Here is a 17,251-nt window from a genome sequence, read left to right as displayed (position 1 = left end):
GCCTGCGGTTGGTCGGGGCCTGCTCCGAGCATGCGCCCCAACCTGTAATCCCGGCGTTATCGGCGCTGACGGTATCCCGAGGCCCGCGACCGCGGGCCTTCCTCGTCGTGCCGGACCCGGCCCAGCCAGGGCGGGCTCACTTCAGCCCGCGATGTTCCAGCAGCGGCTCCACGCTCGGCTCCTTCCCGCGGAACTCCCGATACGCCACCGCCAGGTCCCGCGAGTGCCCGATCGACAGGATCTTCTCGCGGAACACCTGCCCGTTCTCGCGCGTCAGGCCGCCGTTCTCGCGGAACCACTGGAAGGCGTCATGGTCCAGCACCTCCGCGGCGAAGTACGCGTAGTAGCCGGCCGCATAGCCGCCGCCCCAGATGTGGCTGAAGTAGTTGGTGCGGTAGCGCGGCGGCACCGCGGCCATGTCGACCTTGTACTTCGCCAGCGCCTCGCGCTCGAACGCGTCCACGTCCTTCTTCGCGTCGCCGGCCGGCAGCGTGTGCCAGGCCATGTCGAGCAGCGCCGCCGCCAGGTACTCGGTGGTCGCGTAGCCCTGGTTGAAGGTGCGGGCGCGGACGATCCTGTCCACCAGTTCCTGCGGCATCGGCGCGCCGGTCTCGTGGTGCTTCGCGTAGTTCGCGAACACCTTCGGGTCCAGCGCCCAGTGTTCGTTGAACTGCGAGGGGAACTCGACGAAGTCGCGCGGCGTGTTGGTGCCGGCCACGCTGGGATACGCAGTCTTCGAGAACAGGCCATGCAGGGCGTGGCCGAACTCATGGAACAGCGTGGTCGTGTCGTCCCAGCTCAACAGCGCCGGCTGGCCGGCGGCGGGCCTGGTGTAGTTCTCGACGTTGTAGATCACCGGGATGTCGCCGGTCAGGCCGTTCTGCTCGACGAAGTTGCCCATCCAGGCGCCGCCCTGCTTGCTCTCGCGCTTGAAGGGGTCGAGGTAGAACAGCGCCAGCTGGGTGCCGTCGGCGTCGAAGATGTCGAACACGCGCACGTCGGGGTGGTAGACGGGCAGGTCCGTGCGCTCCTTCGCGGTGATGCCGTACAGCTGCTCGGCGGCGAAGAACACGCCGTCCTTCAGCACGCGGTCGAGCTCGAAGTAGGGCTTGATCTGCGCCTCGTCGAGGTCGTACTCGGCCTTGCGCACCTGCTCGGCGTAGAGGTCCCAGTCGGCGGCACCGGCGGTGAAGCCGCCGCCCTGGGCGTCGACCACGGCCTGGATCTTCGCCAGCTCGGCCCGGGCGCGGGCGGTGGCGGCGGGCACGGTGTCGGTCAGCAGCTTCAGCGCCGCCTCCGGCGTACGGGCCATCTGGTCGGCGACGCCGTAGGCGGCGTAGCTGGGATAGCCCAGCAGTTCGGCCTTGCGCGCGCGCAGTTCGGCCAGGCGCTGGATGGTGGCGCGGGTGTCGTTGGCGTCGCCCTTCCCGGCACGGTCCAGCGAGGCGGCCATCACCTGTTCGCGCAGGGCGCGGTCCTTCAGTGAGCCCAGGACCGGCTGCTGGGTGGTGTTCTGCAGGGCCAGCAGCCACTGGCCATCCTTGCCGGCGGCCTTGGCGGCCTCGGCGGCCGCGGCGATGGTGCCTTCGTCCAGGCCGTCGAGCTTCGCCACGTCGTCGACCAGCACGCCGCCGGCGTTGTTGGCGTCGAGCAGCTTCTTCGAGAACGCGGTGGTCAGCGAGGACTCTTCGCTGTTGAGCTTGCGCAGTTCGGCCTGCTTGCCGGCATCGAGTTCGGCGCCGGCGCGGACGAAGTCTTCATGGGTGCGTTCGAGCACGGTGAGCTGTTCGGGCGTCAGGCCCAGCGTCGCGCGCTGCGTGTACAGCGACTTCACCCGGGCGAACAGCGCCGGATCGAGGTGGATGGCGTCGGCGTGCTCGGCCAGCTTCGGGGCCAGCGCTTCTTCGGCCGCCTGCAGCGTCGGATTGGTGTTGGCCGAGGTCATCGCGGAGAAGATCGCGTGCGCGCGGGTCAGCAGCGTGCCGCTGCGCTCGAGCGCTTCGATGGTGTTGGCGAAGGTGGGGGCTTCGGCGCTGTCGGCGATCGTGCGCACCTCGGCCAGGTGCTGGCGCATGCCCTCTTCGATCGCGGGCTGGTAGTGGGCGTCCTGGATGCGGTCGAACACGGGGGCCTGGAAGGGCAGCGTGCTCGCGGCGAACAACGGGTTCTCGCCCTGTGCGGACGTGGCGGGGAGAGCGGCGGTATCGGGCATGGGAGGCTCGGCGGCGGTGCGGTCGCAGGCGCCCAGGGCGAGGGCGAGCGCGGAAGAAAGCAGCAGGGGACGCAGCATTGGATGGGCTCCCGGATGGGCGAAGGCAAGGGGACGGGCCCAAGCATGCGCCCTCCGCGGGCGGCCGGGGAGGTGCCGTTCGACGGAGTCGATCTACAGGAGGCTCAACCGCAGCGCCAGCGCCGCCAGTGTCACCACCAGCACCGGCAGCGTCAGCACCACGCCCACCCGGAAGTAGTAGCCCCAGGTGATCCGGATCCCCTTCCGCGCCAGCACGTGCAGCCAGAGCAGGGTCGCCAGGCTGCCGATCGGGGTGAACTTCGGGCCCAGGTCGCTGCCGATCACGTTGGCGTAGACCATCGCCTCGCGCACGCCGCCTTCGGCCTGGCTGGCGTCGATGGACAGCGCGCCCACCAGCACCGTCGGCATGTTGTTCATGACCGATGACAGGAACGCGGTCAGCAGGCCCGTGCCCATCGTCGCGCCCCAGACGCCGTGCCCGGCGAAGCCGTCCAGCAGCACGGCCAGGTGGTCGGTCAGGCCGGCATTGCGCAGGCCGTAGACCGCCAGGTACATGCCGAGCGAGAAGACGACGATGTGCCAGGGGGCGCCCTTGATCACCTTGCGCGTCGAGATCCGGTGTCCGTGCGCGGCTACGGCCAGCAGGACCAGGGCGCCTGCGCCGGCCACGGCGCTGATCGGCACGCCGGTGTGGCCCAGTCCGAAGAAGCCCACCAGCAGCAGGGCCAGCACGCCCCAGCCGGCCTTGAAGGTCGTCGGGTCGACGATCGCACTGCGCGGCTCGCGCAGTTCGCCGGCGTCGTAGGCGGCCGGGATGTCGCGGCCGTAGAACCACAGCAGCATGCCCAGGGTCGCGGCGACCGACACCAGGTTCACCGGCAGCATGACCGAGGCGTACTCGGCGAAGCCGATGCCGAAGTAGTCCGCGGACACGATGTTCACCAGGTTCGACACCACCAGCGGCAGGCTCGCGGTGTCGGCGATGAAGCCGGCCGCCATCACGAAGGCCAGCGTCGCCGCGGGGCTGAAGCGCAGCGCCAGCAGCATGGCGATCACGATGGGAGTGAGGATCAGCGCGGCGCCGTCGTTGGCGAACAGGGCCGACATCGCGGCGCCGAGCAGCACGAGCAGGGCGAACAGCCTGCGCCCGTTGCCCCGGCCCCAGCGCGCCACGTGCAGCGCCGCCCACTCGAAGAATCCGGCCTCGTCGAGGACCAGGCTGATGATGATCACGGCGATGAAGGTGAAGGTGGCGTTCCAGACGAAGCCCCAGACGGTGGGGATGTCGGAAAGCGCGACCACACCGGTCAGCAGCGCGAGCAGCGCGCCGAAGCTGGCGCTCCAGCCCACGCCCAGGCCCTTCGGCTGCCAGATGACGAGTGTGATGGTGACGACGAAGATCAGCAGCGCTGCAAGCATGGATCAGGCCTTGTGCGCGGATGCGTCGGCGTCGGTCGATGCCTCGTCGTCGGGCTCGACGAAGCCGATGCGGTCCAGCGCCTCCTTCAGCGCCGCGCGATCGTCCCATGCGTCCGCAGGCAGGGCGAGCAGCGCGTGCAGGCGCGCCTTGACGATGCGGTGGGCCTGGCGGAACGCCTCGCGCTTCGCTTCGTCGTCGCCCTCCACCGCGGCGGGGTCCGGCAGGCCCCAGTGCGCGCGGAGGAAGTCGCCGAGCACGATCGGGCAGGTCTCGGCCGCGGCGGAGTCGCAGACCGTGATCACCAGGTCCAGCGGCGCGGCGCCCGGCGCGGTGAACTCGTCCCAGGACTTGCTGCGCAGGCCCGCCGTGGGAATGCCTTCGGCCGCGAGCTGACCCAGCGCCCAAGGATTGACCGTGCCCGTGGGCTGGCTGCCGGCGCTGAAGACCTCGAAGCGGTTGCCCGCCCAGGCGCGCAGGGTGGCTTCGGCAAGCACGCTGCGGGCGGAGTTGCCCGTGCACAGGAACAGGACGCGACGCTTCATCGGAATGCCTCGTGTGGGTGGAGTGGTCGGGTGGGATCAGCAGCCGCGGGGCGGCGCCGCGCCGGGGGCGCAGTCGTCGCCGTCGGAGCCGGCGCAGCAGTTGTGCGTCAGGTAGGCCAGCAGGGCGTTCATGGCGTCGAAGCGGGCGCGGTAGCAGACGTTGCGCCCCTGGCTCTCGCTGCCGATGAGGCCGGCCTGCACCAGTTCCTTCAGGTGGAAGGAGAGAGTCGCGCCGGGCACGCCGAGCGCTTCTCCGATCTCGCCCGCCATGCGGCCGCCGGGTCCGGCTTCGACGAGGAGCCGGAACGCGGCGAGACGCGTCGCATGGCCCAGCGCCGTCAGCGCCGCGATTGCCTGGTTCGTTTCCACGGTTCTAGAATAGTCGAATGAATATGGACCGGCAACGCCCCGACTCCCCCGACCTTCTCCACGTCGACACCGATCTCCTTCCGGGCCCGCGGCACGACGCGCTCGGCGCCGATGCCGGCGCGCATCCGCCCCGCATCCTTCTGCTTTACGGCTCGCTGCGGCCGCAGTCCTACAGCCGCAAGCTGGCGCTCGAGGCCGAGCGCATCCTGCGCCGCCTCGGCGCCGAGACCCGGGTGTTCGACCCGCACGGGCTGCCGATGCTCGACAGCGTCGATCGCGACCATCCGAAGGTGCGGCAGCTGCGCGAATGGTCGCAGTGGTCCGAAGGCCAGGTGTGGGTGTCGCCCGAACGCCACGGCACCCTCACCGGCGTGTTCAAGAACCAGATCGACTGGCTGCCGCTCGAGGACGGCGGCGTACGCCCCACGCAGGGGAGGACGCTGGCGGTGATGCAGGTCTGCGGCGGATCGCAATCGTTCAACGTGGTCAACCAGCTGCGCATCCTCGGTCGCTGGATGCGGATGGTGACGATCCCCAACCAGTCGTCGGTGGCCAAGGCCTGGCAGGAGTTCGACGACGCCGGCCGGATGCGCGCGTCGCCCTTCCACGACCGCGTGGTGGACGTGATGGAGGAGCTGGTGAAGTTCACCCTGCTGGTGCGCGGGCGGAGCGACTACCTCGTCGATCGCTACAGCGAGAGGAAGGGGGCGGAGGAGGCGCGGCGGGTGGCGGCGGCTTCGGGTGCCGTGACGAGTGCGGACTCCGCGCCTGCGTGATCGGGGGCTGCGGATGAGGTCGAGGTGGCCTCCGTCGTCATCGCGCCAGTCTTGTGGCCTCTAGTCGATCTCCAGCACCCGTCCCTCGAGCACCCGCGCGCCGATCCGGTGGATCGCGTCGTCAGCAGCCAAGGGGTCAGCATCGAGCGCGACGAAGCTGGCGACGCAGCCGTCCTCGAGGCAGCCGACGCGTGCATCCGGCTGCAGCAGGCGCGGGGTGTCGACGCTGAGCATGCGCAGCAGCTCGCGCCGGTCGAACAGGCCACCGGCCAGCAGGTAGTCGTACTCGACGATCGAGGTCGCGTCGAAGCGGTCGCTGCCCATCGCGAGGGGCACGCCGGCGGCCTTGAGACGCGCCAGGTTGTCGGCCTGCACCGCCTGCACCGCCGCCAGCGCCTCGAGGTCGTTGCCGGCGACGAGCTCGGCGATGCTTGCGGTCGGCACCACCACAACGCCGCGCGCCGCCGCCGCGGCGATCGTGGCATCGTCGATACGATAGTCGCCGCCGGTCTTGCCCGGCCAGAAGCGGTAGCCCGGCAGGTGCGCGATGATGTCGACGCCGGCGCCGACCGCGACCGCGAAGTCCGCGGCGGACTCGGTGTGTGCGGCGACCCGCAGGCCATCGGCGCGTGCCCGTTCGACCAGCACCGGCAACACCTCCGGCTCGAGTCCGTTGACGCCGTACATCGCGGGATCGCCGCGGCGGGTCGGGTCCTCCGAGTGCAGCAGGATCGCTTTCACCAGGTCCGGCCGCGCCGCCTGGACCAGCGGCCACTTGGCAGCCACGTCGGCCGGTGTGTCCATCACCACGTAGTGGCGGTCGTGGACCACCTCGGGGCCGGTGTCGGGGTCGGCTTGGCGATACTCACGCAGGGCCATCCGGAGCGGATGGCCATCGGAGCTGGACACGCAGCTGGTGAACACCACCCGCGGGGCATCGCGACCGGCGAGCGCCTCGCGCACGGCCTGGTTGCCCTCCGCGTCGCCGCACAGCATCGCGGCGTGGAAGACGCCATCGCGCAGGTACATGTCGCGCCACCGGCCCGCGCCCCACGCGTTCTGGAGATTGTGGTTGTGCGCTTCGGCGAAGGCGGGCACGACCCAGCGCCCGCCAAGATCCTCGCGCCGGTCGATCCGGGCCGGAAGCGCTTCAGTGATCACGCCGTCGATCACGTAGCGGCTGCCGCTGGTGAATCCGTCGCCGTCGAACCAGTACGCGTTGTGGAATTCGACGGTGCCGCCGGGTGCGGCCACCACCGCCGGCGCGATGGCGAAGGCCACGAGGGCGCCCAGCGCGCGCAAGCGACGGGAAAGACGGATGCGGGTATCCAAGGCGCGACTCCTCCATTCAGGCAGCGGCACTTTATCGATAAGCTCCCGGCCCCCGCCAGACCAGTTCGCCGCGCCGGTAGACCCGCTCCATGCTGATCACGTCGCGCGCGTCGCCGATGTCCATCAGCGCAGGGTCGTCCGGTTCCACCAGGCGGCACGGGCCCGACTCGCGCCGGATCGCGGTCTCCAGCGGGCAGACCATGTACTGGCGGATGCCGGGCAGGGGCAGGAAGATCTCGGTCATGCCCTGCTCGCGCCAGGCGCGCGCTCGGTCCTCGCTCATCAGGTCGTAAAGCACTTGGTAGCCGCCGACCTCGAGGTTCGGTTGGCCGGACGAGGCGTCGTACCGGCGGCCCTGGTGGACGGCGGGACTGGGTGCGGGACCCGCATTCACCGGCGCGTGTTCTTCCTGGAGCATGCCCGGCGGCTGGCCCCAGGCATGCCGCGGGCGCCCGGTCGCGCGCGGCGGGCGTACCGCGGAGGCCTGCGCCGCCGCGGGCGGGGTCGGGCGGGCGGCGTCCTTCGATTCGGCGGTCTCCGGCGGCGGCAGATCCTCGGCGCGGGGGACCGGCGTGGTCTGGAGGCGCGTCGCGTCGCGCCTCGCTTCGGCCGGGTCGGGCCGCGGGCGTGGCTGTGGCTGTGGCTCAGGCCTGGGCGTCGGGCTGGCCGGCGGCGCGTCCTCGGCCTCCGCGGAGTCCGCCGGTTCGTCGATATAGACCACCTGGATCGCCCGGGCGCCGGCGGCGCTGCCCTGCGGCGTCGACACCGTGAGCGGCTCGGACAGCATCGCGAGCACCAGGAGCAGCCCGTGGATCGCCGCGCTCAGGAGCGCAGCGATCCACGGTTGCAGACGTTCGATCCGGGATCCGGTCCCGGTCCCGGACGGGCGCGGCGCGCGGGTCATCCAGCCGGCGACGCGAGCAGCACGCGTACGTGCGCCCAGCCGCCCACGGGCGCGACCGCGCGTTCGGCCGGCTGGAGCGGGTCGAGCGTGATCGAGCGGGTCGCGGCCAGGAGTTCCCGCAGCACGATCCGCAGTTCAAGCGTCGCCAGCAGGCGGCCGGGGCAGGCGTGGCGACCGATGCCGTAGACCAGGTTGTGCGGCGCGTTGCGCGCGGGATCGAAGGCGTCGGGATCGCCGAAGACGGCCTCGTCGCGGTTGGCCGAGGTCCAGTTGAGCTTCACCCGTGCGCCTTCCGGCAGGGTCACGCCGCCGATGTCCACCGGGCAGGTAGTGATCCGGCGGTTGGATACGAAGGGATTGTCGATGCGGAGGATCTCGTCGATCACGGCATCGAAGGCGTCGTCGTCGACACCGTCGCGCAGCCGCTGCTGCAGTTCCGGATGCGTCGCCAGATGGTGCAGCAGCACGCCCACGCACTGGGCGATGGAGCCCAGATCGCCGCCGGTCCAGTTGCGCAGCACGGAGACGATCTCGGGGTCGTCCAGCGGCCGGCCGTCGACCGTGGTGCGCATGAGCCGGGTGGTGACGTCATCCGGGGCGTCGGCGCCCGCCGCGCGCCGCGGCGCGAGCACGGACTGGATGATGGCGTCGAACTCCTCGGCCACGCGCCGGGTCCGGTCGCGGTCGCCGGAGCGGGTGGCGACGTGGTTCTCGGCCACCCAGTCCACCAGCCGGCCTTCGAGGCTGGCGGGCCAGCCCAGCCAGGCGCACTGCGCGCGCACCGCGAAACGGACGCCGATCGCCGACACCGCGTCGACGGCCTCGTCCCTGGGCAGCGAGGCCACCAGTCCGGCCGCGATCCGCCGGAACTGCGCGTGATGGGGTGCCAAAGCATCGGCGCCCAGGAACACGTCCAGGGCGCGCCGGTATGCGGCATGCCGTTCGCCGTCGATGCCGTTCGGCACCTGGAGGTGGCGCGACACGGCGCTGGAGAAGCGGACGTCGTCGCGCGCGGCCTCCACGACCAGATCGTGGCCGAGCAGCACCCATTCGCCGCCGACGTTGCGTACCACGCGGTGGCGCGGGCGCAGCGCGTCGGTGAAGGCCCGCAGGTCGCGGCCGGAGGCCGACAGATCGTCGGGCATGTGGTCGGGCATCGTTGTCGGAGCCGGGCGAGAGGGAGCGCTAGTCTGCCAGCAGGCGGTTCATCCTCTGCACGAAAGCCGCCGGATCCGGCAGTGGTGCGCCCGCGGCGAGCTCCGCCTGCTCCAGCAGCAGGCTGGCGAGATCGCTGGCGCGGGCCTCGTCGGTCTCGCCCTGCAGCCTGCGCAGCAGCGCGTGCTGCGGGTTCACCTCGAGCGTCGGCTTCTGCGCCGGCACGTCCTGGCCGGCCTCGCGCAGCAGGTGCGCCAGGTGCGGGGCCATTTCCCATTCCGACAGCGCCAGGCACGAGGGCGAATCGGTGAGGCGCGCCGACACGCGCACGTCCTCGACGCGGTCGCCGAGCAGGCCCTTGATGCGCTCCAGCAGCGGTGCGGCCGCGCCGGCGGCGTCGGCGAGCTTCTGCTTCTCCGCCTCGTCCAGCGGCAGCTCGCCCTTGGCGACGTGCTTCAGCGGCTTGCCGCCGTATTCGCGCAGGTGGCCGAGCATCCACTCGTCGATGCGGTCGGACATCAGCAGCACTTCGATGTCGCGGGCCCGGAAGGCTTCCAGCTGCGGGCTGCCGGCGGCGGCGCGATGGCCGTCGGCGGTGACGTACCAGATCGCGTCCTGGCCCTCCTGCATGCGGCCGATGTAGTCGTCCAGCGAGACCGTGCGGGCATCGCCCTCGCCCCGGGTCGAGGCGAAGCGCAGCAGCTTCGCGATCCGCTCGCGGTTGCCGTGGTCCTCGACGATGCCTTCCTTGAGCGTGTTGCCGAAGGCCTTGAGGAAGGCGGCGAACTTTTCCGGCTCGTCGCGCGACAGGCGCTCGATCATGTCGAGCACACGCTTCACGCAGGCGCCCTTGATGCGCTCGAGCTGGCGGTTGTGCTGCAGGATCTCGCGGCTGACGTTGAGCGGCAGGTCGTCGGCGTCGACCACGCCGCGCACGAAGCGCAGGTAGTTCGGCAGCAGCTCCTCGGCGGCGTCCATGATGAAGACGCGCTTGATGTAGAGCTTGAGGCCCTTGCGCTCGTCGCGGCCGCCCATCATCAGGTCGAACGGCGGCTGCGAGGGGATGTAGAGCAGGGTGGTGAAGCTCTGGCTGCCCTCGACGCGGTTGTGGCTCCAGGCCGCGGCGTCGTTGAAATCGTGGCCGAGCGACTTGTAGAAGTTCTGGTATTCGTCGTCGCTGATCTCCGACTTCGGGCGGGTCCAGAGCGCGGAGGCGTCGTTGACCGTGTCCCAGGCGGGCGCGGGCTTCGCGGCGTCGGCCCCGGTGCCGGCCTCGCCCGCGTCATCGGCATCGTCGTCGCCCGCATCGGACGCGGCGTCCTTCGGCATCCGGATCGGGAAGGCGACGTGGTCGGAGTACTTCGTGATCAGCGCGCGCAGCTTCCAGCCGTCGAGGAACTCGTCCTCGTCCGCCTTCAGGTGCAGCACCACGGTGGTGCCGCGCTCCGGCAGCTCCACGGCCTCGAGCGTGTACTCGCCGCGGCCGTCGCTTTCCCACTTCACGCCCTCCCCCGGCGCCGCGCCCGCGCGGCGGGTCAGCACGGTCACGCGGTCGGCGACCACGAAGGCGGAGTAGAAGCCCACGCCGAACTGGCCGATCAGGCGCGCGTCGGCCTTCTGCTCCGCGCCCAGCGCTTCCAGGAAGCGGCGCGTGCCGGAGCTGGCGATGCTGCCGATGTTGGCCACCACCTCGTCCCGCGACATGCCGATGCCGGTGTCGCGGATGGTGATCGTGCGCGCGTCCCGGTCCCGGCTGACGTCGATGTGCAGCTCCGGCTGGCCCGCGAGCAGGTCGGGGCTGGCGATGGACTCGAAGCGCAGCTTGTCGCAGGCGTCGGACGCGTTCGAGATCAGCTCTCGCAGGAAGATCTCCTTGTGCGAGTACAGCGAATGCGTGACCAGGTGCAGGACCTGGGCGACCTCGGCTTCGAAGCGGCGGGTTTCGGCGGCGGTGGCGGTCATCGGGTGCTCCCTGCAAGGCTGAGACTGGCGCCGGATATGCGTGCCCGGGGCGTCGATTTCAACCGCGGGGACGCCGGAACGCGACGTCGGGCCGCCGGGACACGACTTTCGGACCGGGCGCGGTGGCGGGCGGCCCGGCTATGTTGGCGGGGTTTGCCCTTCCGGACGCCGCATCGCATGACCCGAACCACGCTTGCCCTCGCCCTCGCCGCCGCGCTCGTCTCGGCGCCCGCACTTGCACAGAACCCGCCTGCGCCCCAGCCCCAGCCCGCTCCCCAGCCCGCTCCCCAGCCGCAGCCGACGCCGCAGCCCGCTCCGCCCGCGAAGCAGGACCAGGACCGCACCGACAACGTCGAGCTCGAGCAGGAGGCGCTCGACGCCGCCGGCCTGGACCCGGCCGAGGCCCCGCTGGAAAGCGCGCGCGGCCTGCGCCGGGATGCCAACGGCGACGACAAGGCCGCGAAGTGGAGCGTCGAGACCACCCAGGGCACGCCGAAGACCGTGCGCTTCGAGACCAGCGAAGGCACCTGGATGGACGTGGACGTCTCCCCCGACGGCCGCCAGCTGGTGTTCTCGCTGCTGGGCGACCTCTACCGCATGCCGGTCGCCGGCGGCGCCGCCACCCGCATCACCACCGGCCGCGCCTGGGACGTCCAGCCGCGCTGGTCGCCCGACGGTCGCCGCATCGCCTTCACCTCCGACCGCGGCGGCGCCAACAACGTCTGGACCATCGCCGCCGACGGCAGCGATGCGCGCCAGGTGACCGAGGAGAGCTTCCGCCTCGTCAACAATCCGACCTGGACGCCCGACGGCCGGTACATCGTCGCCCGCAAGCACTTCACCTCGACGCGCTCGCTGGGCGCGGGCGAGCTGTGGATGTACCACGCGGCCGGCACCAGCGCCGGCATCCAGCTGGTGGAAAAGCCCAACGAACAGCAGGACCTGGGCGAGCCCAGCGTCTCGCCCGACGGCCGCTACGTGTACTTCTCGCAGGACGTCAGCCGCGGCCCGAGCTTCGAGTACAACCGCGATCCGCACGGCGTGATCTACGCGATCAAGCGCTTCGACCGCCAGACCGGCAAGACCGAGACCGTGGTCGCCACGCCCGGCGGCGCGGTGCGGCCGCAGGTGTCGCCGGACGGCCGGTCGCTGGCCTTCGTGAAGCGCGTGCGCGACGCCAGCGTGCTGCACCACCTCGACATCGCCAGCGGCGAGGTGCGCCCGGTGTGGGACGGCCTGAGCCACGACCAGCAGGAGGCCTGGGCGATCTTCGGGCCCTACACCGGCTTCAACTGGACGCCGGACTCGAAGGCGGTGGTGGTCTCGGCCCAGGGCGGGCTGTGGCGCGTGGACATGGGCAGCGGCGCCGCGACGAAGATCCCGTTCACCGCCCAGGTCGAGCAGATGGTGTCCGAGCCGCTGAGGTTCGCGCAGTCGCTGCCCGAGGGCCGCTTCAGCCCGCGCATGATCCGTGATGTCGCGACGTCGGCCGACGGCGGCAGCCTGGTCTTCCACGCGCTGGGGCAGCTGTGGCGCAAGCCGCTGCCGGGCGGCACGCCGGTGCGCCTGACCGGCAGCCGGGGCGTGTACGAATACCAGCCCAGCTTCAGCGCCGACGGCCGCCAGCTGCTCTACACCAGCTGGACCGACGACGGCCTGGGCGCGATCCATATCCGCGGCGCGGGCGGCACGGCCGAGGGCCGAAAGCTCACGCAGCAGCCGGGCTTCTACTACCACCCGCGCTTCTCGCCGGACGGCCGGCACGTGGTCTACAGCCGCAGCGGCGGCGGCGGCCTGACCGGCAGCCTGTGGTCGGGCGAGCGCGGCATCTACGTGGTGCCGACCGCCGGCGGCACGCCGGTGCGCGTGGCCGAGACCGGGCAGTCGCCGCAGTTCAACCACGATGGCACCCGCGTGCTGTACCTGGCGGGCGGCGGGATGCAGAAGAAGCTGATGTCGGTCGGCCTGCACGGCGAGGAGCCGCGCGAGGTGTTCGACCTCAAGTACGTCGATTCGGTCCAGGTCAGCCCCGACGGCCAGTGGGTCGCCTTCACCGAGCTGTTCAACGCCTACGTGGCGCCGATGCCGGAGACCGGCCGCACCATCACGCTCGACCGCAAGACCAAGGCGCTGCCGGTGCGTCCGGTGAGCGCCGACGTCGGCAGCTACCTGCACTGGGCCGCGGACTCGAAGTCGCTGCACTGGATGGTGGGCGACCGCTACCACTCGCGGCGCCTGGACCAGACCTTCGACTTCCTCCCGGGCGCGCCCGCCGAGATCGCGAAACCGGCGCCGGGCGGCGGCGTCGCCGTCGGCCTCGAGGCGCCGGTGTATGCGCCGCGCGACGTGGTCGCGTTCACCAACGCGCGCATCGTCACCATGCGCGATGCGGAGAACGCGCAGGAAGTGATCGAGGGCGGCACGATCGTCGTCGACGGCCACACCATCACCGCCATCGGCGCCGCCGGTGCGGTCCAGGTTCCGTCCGGCGCGCGCGTCATCGACGTGGCCGGGAAGACCATCATCCCCGGCATCATCGACGTGCACGCGCACGCCTCGAACTTCGGCCAGGGCGTGGTGCCGCAGCAGAACTGGGCCTACTACGCCAACCTCGCCTTCGGCGTGACCACCCTGCACGATCCCTCGGCGACCACCGAGTTCGTGTTCTCGCAGTCCGAGCTGCTGCAGGCCGGTCGCATGGTCGGACCGCGCATGTTCTCGACGGGCACGATCCTGTACGGCGCCGACGGCGGCTTCAAGGCCGAGATCGATTCGCTCGACGACGCCCGCAGCCACCTGCGCCGGATGCAGGCGCACGGTGCGTTCTCGGTGAAGAGCTACAACCAGCCGCGGCGCGAACAGCGCCAGCAGGTCAACCAGGCCGCGCGCGAGCTCGGCATGCTGGTGGTGGAGGAAGGCGGTTCCACCTTCCACCACAACATGACCATGATCCTGGACGGCGCCACCGGCATCGAGCACAACCTGCCGATCGCGCCGCTGTATTCGGACGTGGTCAATCTGTGGAAGGCCACCGACGTGCGCAACACGCCGACGCTGGTGGTGAGCTACGGCGGTCTGTCGGGCGAGTACTGGTTCTACGCCCGCGACAACGTCTGGGAGGATCCCAAGCTCAACCGCTTCTTCCCGCGCGAGACGCTGGATGCGCGCTCGATCCGCCGCGAGACCGCGCCGGACTGGGACTACCACCACATCGAGGTGGCGAAGTCACTCAAGAAGCTGCGCGACGCCGGGGTCAAGGTGCAGGTGGGCGGCCACGGCCAGCTCCAGGGCCTGGCGACGCACTGGGAGGCGTGGATGCTGACCCAGGGCGGCTTCAGCAACTTCGAGGCGCTGCGCGCGGCGACGATCGACGGCGCCGACTACCTCGGCATGGCCTCGCAGCTGGGCTCGCTCGAGGTCGGCAAGCGTGCCGACCTCGTGGTGCTGGACGGCAACCCGCTCGAGAACATCCGCCACACCGCGGACACGCGCTACGTGATGGTGGACGGGCGGCTGTTCGACGTCGCCGCCGGTATGGCGGAGATCGGCAACCAGGCGGTGCCGGCGCCGACGTTCTACTGGCAGCACCATCGCCAGGGGCAGCTGTTCGGCGAAAGCTTCGGCCCGACGTCGGTCTGCCACGGGGTGCACTGACCGCCGGGGGCGGCGCATGGCGGGCCTGGCCCGCGGCGCCGCCCTCACGCCGGCCCGCCGCGCGCTACTCCGGCGAACGCAGGTGGACGCGCGGGGCCGGCGCCGCCGGGGCCGTTTCGGCGGGCTCGCCGGATTCCGGCGTCGCTGCCTGAGGTGCGGTCGCGGCCGACTGCGGGGAGGCCGCCTCGCGGGCCTCGCGCTTCTTTGCGTCCTTGGCGTCCTGCTTGCGCTTCTTCGCCAGTTCGCGCTGACGCTTCTCGAAACTGTAGTTGGGTTTTGCCAATGGTCTCTCCAGTCAGTAAAGGCGCAGTGGAACGCGCCGGGCGGTGCGGTCGCTGTGGTCGGCGCGCACGTCCAGGCAGTACGGCCCGGACATGACGAACCGACGGCAGACCGCGGGTCGGCTGTCGTAGATCGAACAGCGCATGTGTGCGGAATCGACGGCCACGCACCATCCTTCCTCGTCGCGGGCCATCACTTCCAGGCCCGCCTCGGTGAAGGTGGTGAGATGGGCCGGGATGCGGTCTTCCGGCTGCACGACCACCGTCAGGCGACAGCAGACGGCATCGCAGCGGGCGCAGAGCGGAACGGCGTCCTGCGTCACGCGCGCAGGGGCCAGCGGGAAGTACAGGTCATGCAGGTCGGCATGGGCGCTCCGGAAGGGCGTCCTTGCGGCAGCGACGCGGAACAAGGCGCAGCGGGCGCGGTTGCGGCCGGACGCAGGGGGGGCCGGGCCATCTTACGCGACCGCTCGGCCCTGCACGTGAGCGCCGCGCAACCGGGCCGTCCAATCCCCGCGCCGGCCCTGGCAGGAAAGCCGTCCCGCCCTGAAGGCGGGACGGTGCCGCAGGAGGGCCTCAACCCGCCTTGCGGGCGGCGATCCAGCGGTCGACGCGCTGCTCCAGCAGGTCCAGCGGCATCGCGCCGCCGCCGAGGATGGTGTCGTGGAAGCCGCGGATGTCGAAGGCTTCGCCCAGCTCGGCCTCCGCCTTCCGACGCAGGTCCTGCATGCGGATCATGCCGACCTTGTACGCGGTGGCCTGGCCGGGATTGACCAGGTAGCGCTGCACTTCGGAACGGATCGCGGCCTCGGGGATCGAGCTGTTGGCGCGGAAGTAGTCCACCGCCTGCTGTTCGGTCCAGCCCTTGGCGTGCATGCCGGTGTCGACGACCAGGCGGATCGCGCGCCACATCTCCGACATCAGGCGGCCGTACTCGGAGTAGGGGGTCTGGTAGGTGTCCGGCATCTCCTTCGCCAGCCACTCGGAGTACAGGCCCCAGCCTTCGGTGTAGGCGGTGTCGAACATCTGCGTGCGGAAGGTCGGTACGCCGGTCAGTTCCTGCGCGATCGAGATCTGCATGTGGTGGCCGGGCAGGCCTTCGTGGTACGCGATCACCTCGAGTTCGGTCTTCGGCATCGCGTTCATGTCGGAGAGATGCGCGTAGTAGATGCCGGGGCGCGAGCCGTCGGGCGTGCCGGGGTAGTAATGCTGGGCGGCACCGTCCTGCTCGCGGAAGGCTTCCACGCGCTTCACTTCAAGGCCGGCCTTCGGCAGCAGTCCGAAGTACTGCGGCAGGTGCCGCTCGATGTTGTCGATGGCGCGGGTGGCGTCGTCGATGTAGGCCTGGCGGCCGGCGTCGGTGTTGGGATACAGGCGTGCCGGGTCGGATTGCACGTGCCGGAAGAAGGCCTGCAGGTCGCCCTTGAAACCGATCTGCGCCTGCACCTTTTCCAGCTCGCGGCGCAGGCGCGCGACCTCGGACAGGCCCAGTTCGTGGATGGCCTCGGCGCTCATGTCGGTGGAGGTGTGCCGGGCGAGCTGCCAGCCGTAGTACGCGTCGCCGTTCGGGTGGGTGGTGCCCACGCCCGCGGGATTCTCCGCGGAGGCCGGCAGCTCTCCGGAGGCGAAGGCGATGATCCGCTCATAGGCCGGCTTCACGTCGTCCACCAGGGCCCGGCGCGCCTCTTCCTTCAGTGCGGCCGCACGCGCGGCGTCGATCTTGCCCGCGGCCAGCAGGGCGTCGGCCTTGGCCTGCGCGTCCGCCCACAGCGCGCTGTCGGCGCCGCCGTCGAACGGCGCGCCGGAGATCACCTTGCGCGACTGGTCGATCACGCCTTCCCAGGCGAACTTCGGCGGCCGGATGCCGGCCGCGGCGGCGCGGTGGCCGCGCTCGATCAGGGTGTCGAACAGGTCGGGCAGCTTGTGCAGGCGGGCGACGTAGGCTTCGTAGTCGGATGCTTCGTCGACCCGGTGGAAATTGATCATGAAGGTCGGCGCCACGCTGTGCAGGCCGTTCATCTGGTCGAAGACGTAACCGTCGAGCAGGAAGGGCATGCCATCGCGCATCTCTTCGTACTGCTTCTTCCACAGCGCCCAGGAAAGCTGGGCCTCGGGCTCGAGGCGGTCGTGGTCAGAAGCGGGCCTCCATTTCCTCCACCGAGGCCTCCAGCCAGTCGAGCTGCCTCTGGATACCGGCGTCGGACACATCGTCGAGCTGGTCGTACAGCTCCTTGCGGCCCAGGAAGGTCAGGCGCAGCGGGCTCAGCTTCAGCTGTTCCTCGAACTGTTCCTCGAACCATGCATTGAGGCGTGCCGTTTCGGCCTGGCGCTCTTCGGCCGTGACCGCGACCGGAGCGGTGCGCGATGCACCGGTGGCGCCGGAGCGGTCGCAGGCGGCCAGGCCCAGGGGCAGGAGCAGGGCCAGGGCGATGGCGAGGGGTGTGCTGGCGATGACAGGTCGCATGGTGGCTTCCAGGCTGGCAGGAAGCCGCATTGTGTCCGCAGCCGCGGCGCCGCGTGCAGGCGGTTGGTCATGGCCGGACTGGCGGCACGGGAAGGTCGCGCGGTTCCCGCTGTACCATGGCCGGCCCACGTCATCCGGAGC

At 70.8% G+C, this 17,251-nt stretch carries 14 protein-coding genes; 2 read left to right on the top strand and 12 right to left on the bottom strand.

The window, feature by feature from the left end; translation table 11 throughout:
- Positions 1–136: 136 nt before the first annotated feature.
- The 4 genes from dcp to FPZ22_RS07100 all read right to left on the bottom strand — a co-directional run bounded on the left by dcp (position 137) and on the right by FPZ22_RS07100 (position 4,582).
- Positions 137–2,290 carry a peptidyl-dipeptidase Dcp gene (gene dcp, locus FPZ22_RS07115; RefSeq protein WP_144891660.1) on the bottom strand — a complete coding sequence of 718 codons (2,154 nt, stop codon included), beginning with the start codon at positions 2,288–2,290 and terminating at the stop codon, positions 137–139.
- A 93-nt stretch (positions 2,291–2,383) separates the two neighbouring features.
- Entirely contained in the window at positions 2,384–3,670 is a 1,287-nt protein-coding gene (locus tag FPZ22_RS07110) for an arsenic transporter (RefSeq protein ID WP_144891659.1), read from the bottom strand.
- Positions 3,671–3,673: 3 nt separating this feature from the next.
- The gene (locus FPZ22_RS07105; protein ID WP_144891657.1) at positions 3,674–4,213 is read right to left on the bottom strand and encodes an arsenate reductase ArsC; all 540 of its coding nucleotides are present in this window, start codon (positions 4,211–4,213) and stop codon (positions 3,674–3,676) included.
- Positions 4,214–4,249: 36 nt separating this feature from the next.
- Complete coding sequence (locus tag FPZ22_RS07100) at positions 4,250–4,582, bottom strand: ArsR/SmtB family transcription factor (protein WP_144891655.1); 333 nt, start codon at positions 4,580–4,582, stop codon at positions 4,250–4,252.
- A gap of 17 nt (positions 4,583–4,599) precedes the next feature.
- Here FPZ22_RS07100 and arsH point away from each other — a divergent pair, with 17 nt between their 5' ends.
- Entirely contained in the window at positions 4,600–5,358 is a 759-nt protein-coding gene (arsH, locus tag FPZ22_RS07095) for an arsenical resistance protein ArsH (RefSeq protein ID WP_281287393.1), read from the top strand.
- Positions 5,359–5,418: 60 nt separating this feature from the next.
- Here the strand turns inward: arsH and FPZ22_RS07090 are convergent, their stop codons facing one another.
- Genes FPZ22_RS07090 through htpG form a run of 4 tightly spaced genes read right to left on the bottom strand, consistent with a single transcriptional unit; the run spans position 5,419 to position 10,711 of the window.
- Entirely contained in the window at positions 5,419–6,690 is a 1,272-nt protein-coding gene (locus FPZ22_RS07090; protein ID WP_144891654.1) for an amidohydrolase family protein, read from the bottom strand.
- Positions 6,691–6,721: 31 nt separating this feature from the next.
- Complete coding sequence (locus FPZ22_RS07085) at positions 6,722–7,594, bottom strand: type II toxin-antitoxin system RelE/ParE family toxin (RefSeq protein WP_144891652.1); 873 nt, start codon at positions 7,592–7,594, stop codon at positions 6,722–6,724.
- Entirely contained in the window at positions 7,591–8,751 is a 1,161-nt protein-coding gene (locus FPZ22_RS07080) for a cytochrome P450 (RefSeq protein WP_144891650.1), read from the bottom strand. The genes FPZ22_RS07085 and FPZ22_RS07080 overlap by 4 nt, the downstream gene beginning before the upstream one ends.
- Positions 8,752–8,779: 28 nt before the next feature.
- Positions 8,780–10,711 carry a molecular chaperone HtpG gene (gene htpG / locus FPZ22_RS07075; RefSeq protein ID WP_144891648.1) on the bottom strand — a complete coding sequence of 644 codons (1,932 nt, stop codon included), beginning with the start codon at positions 10,709–10,711 and terminating at the stop codon, positions 8,780–8,782.
- 177 nt (positions 10,712–10,888) lie between these two features.
- On the opposite strand from htpG, the gene FPZ22_RS07070 reads away from it, so the two are divergent.
- Positions 10,889–14,365 carry an amidohydrolase family protein gene (locus tag FPZ22_RS07070; RefSeq protein WP_246120663.1) on the top strand — a complete coding sequence of 1,159 codons (3,477 nt, stop codon included), beginning with the start codon at positions 10,889–10,891 and terminating at the stop codon, positions 14,363–14,365.
- A gap of 64 nt (positions 14,366–14,429) precedes the next feature.
- On the opposite strand, the gene FPZ22_RS07065 is transcribed toward FPZ22_RS07070, so the two are convergent.
- From FPZ22_RS07065 to FPZ22_RS14050, 4 genes are all read right to left on the bottom strand, one after another.
- Entirely contained in the window at positions 14,430–14,648 is a 219-nt protein-coding gene (locus tag FPZ22_RS07065) for a hypothetical protein (protein ID WP_144891646.1), read from the bottom strand.
- A 12-nt stretch (positions 14,649–14,660) separates the two neighbouring features.
- On the bottom strand, positions 14,661–15,005 hold the full coding sequence (locus tag FPZ22_RS07060) for a YkgJ family cysteine cluster protein (RefSeq protein WP_246121015.1): 345 nt from the start codon (positions 15,003–15,005) through the stop codon (positions 14,661–14,663).
- Positions 15,006–15,222: 217 nt separating this feature from the next.
- On the bottom strand, positions 15,223–16,854 hold the full coding sequence (locus FPZ22_RS07055; RefSeq protein ID WP_246120662.1) for a DUF885 domain-containing protein: 1,632 nt from the start codon (positions 16,852–16,854) through the stop codon (positions 15,223–15,225).
- The gene (locus tag FPZ22_RS14050; protein ID WP_246120661.1) at positions 16,778–17,110 is read right to left on the bottom strand and encodes a hypothetical protein; all 333 of its coding nucleotides are present in this window, start codon (positions 17,108–17,110) and stop codon (positions 16,778–16,780) included. The genes FPZ22_RS07055 and FPZ22_RS14050 overlap by 77 nt, the downstream gene beginning before the upstream one ends.
- Positions 17,111–17,251 lie beyond the last annotated feature (141 nt).

Origin of the sequence: Luteimonas granuli, from assembly GCF_007795095.1 — a bacterium.
GTDB classification, from domain to species: Bacteria; Pseudomonadota; Gammaproteobacteria; order Xanthomonadales; family Xanthomonadaceae; genus Luteimonas; species Luteimonas granuli.
Note: the sequence above shows the minus strand (reverse complement) of the source record. Positions and strands in the feature narration are given on the sequence as shown.

Excerpts from the sequence above, each read along its gene's own strand:
- arsH (WP_281287393.1), top strand. The coding sequence starts at position 4,600 with ATGAATATGGACCGGCAACGCCCCGACTCCCCCGACCTTCTCCACGTC.
- FPZ22_RS07055 (WP_246120662.1), bottom strand. The coding sequence starts at position 16,854 with ATGTGTCCGACGCCGGTATCCAGAGGCAGCTCGACTGGCTGGAGGCCT.
- htpG (WP_144891648.1), bottom strand. The coding sequence starts at position 10,711 with ATGACCGCCACCGCCGCCGAAACCCGCCGCTTCGAAGCCGAGGTCGCC.
- FPZ22_RS14050 (WP_246120661.1), bottom strand. The coding sequence starts at position 17,110 with ATGCGACCTGTCATCGCCAGCACACCCCTCGCCATCGCCCTGGCCCTG.
- FPZ22_RS07070 (WP_246120663.1), top strand. The coding sequence starts at position 10,889 with ATGACCCGAACCACGCTTGCCCTCGCCCTCGCCGCCGCGCTCGTCTCG.
- FPZ22_RS07105 (WP_144891657.1), bottom strand. The coding sequence starts at position 4,213 with ATGAAGCGTCGCGTCCTGTTCCTGTGCACGGGCAACTCCGCCCGCAGC.
- FPZ22_RS07080 (WP_144891650.1), bottom strand. The coding sequence starts at position 8,751 with ATGCCCGACCACATGCCCGACGATCTGTCGGCCTCCGGCCGCGACCTG.
- dcp (WP_144891660.1), bottom strand. The coding sequence starts at position 2,290 with ATGCTGCGTCCCCTGCTGCTTTCTTCCGCGCTCGCCCTCGCCCTGGGC.
- FPZ22_RS07085 (WP_144891652.1), bottom strand. The coding sequence starts at position 7,594 with ATGACCCGCGCGCCGCGCCCGTCCGGGACCGGGACCGGATCCCGGATC.
- FPZ22_RS07110 (WP_144891659.1), bottom strand. The coding sequence starts at position 3,670 with ATGCTTGCAGCGCTGCTGATCTTCGTCGTCACCATCACACTCGTCATC.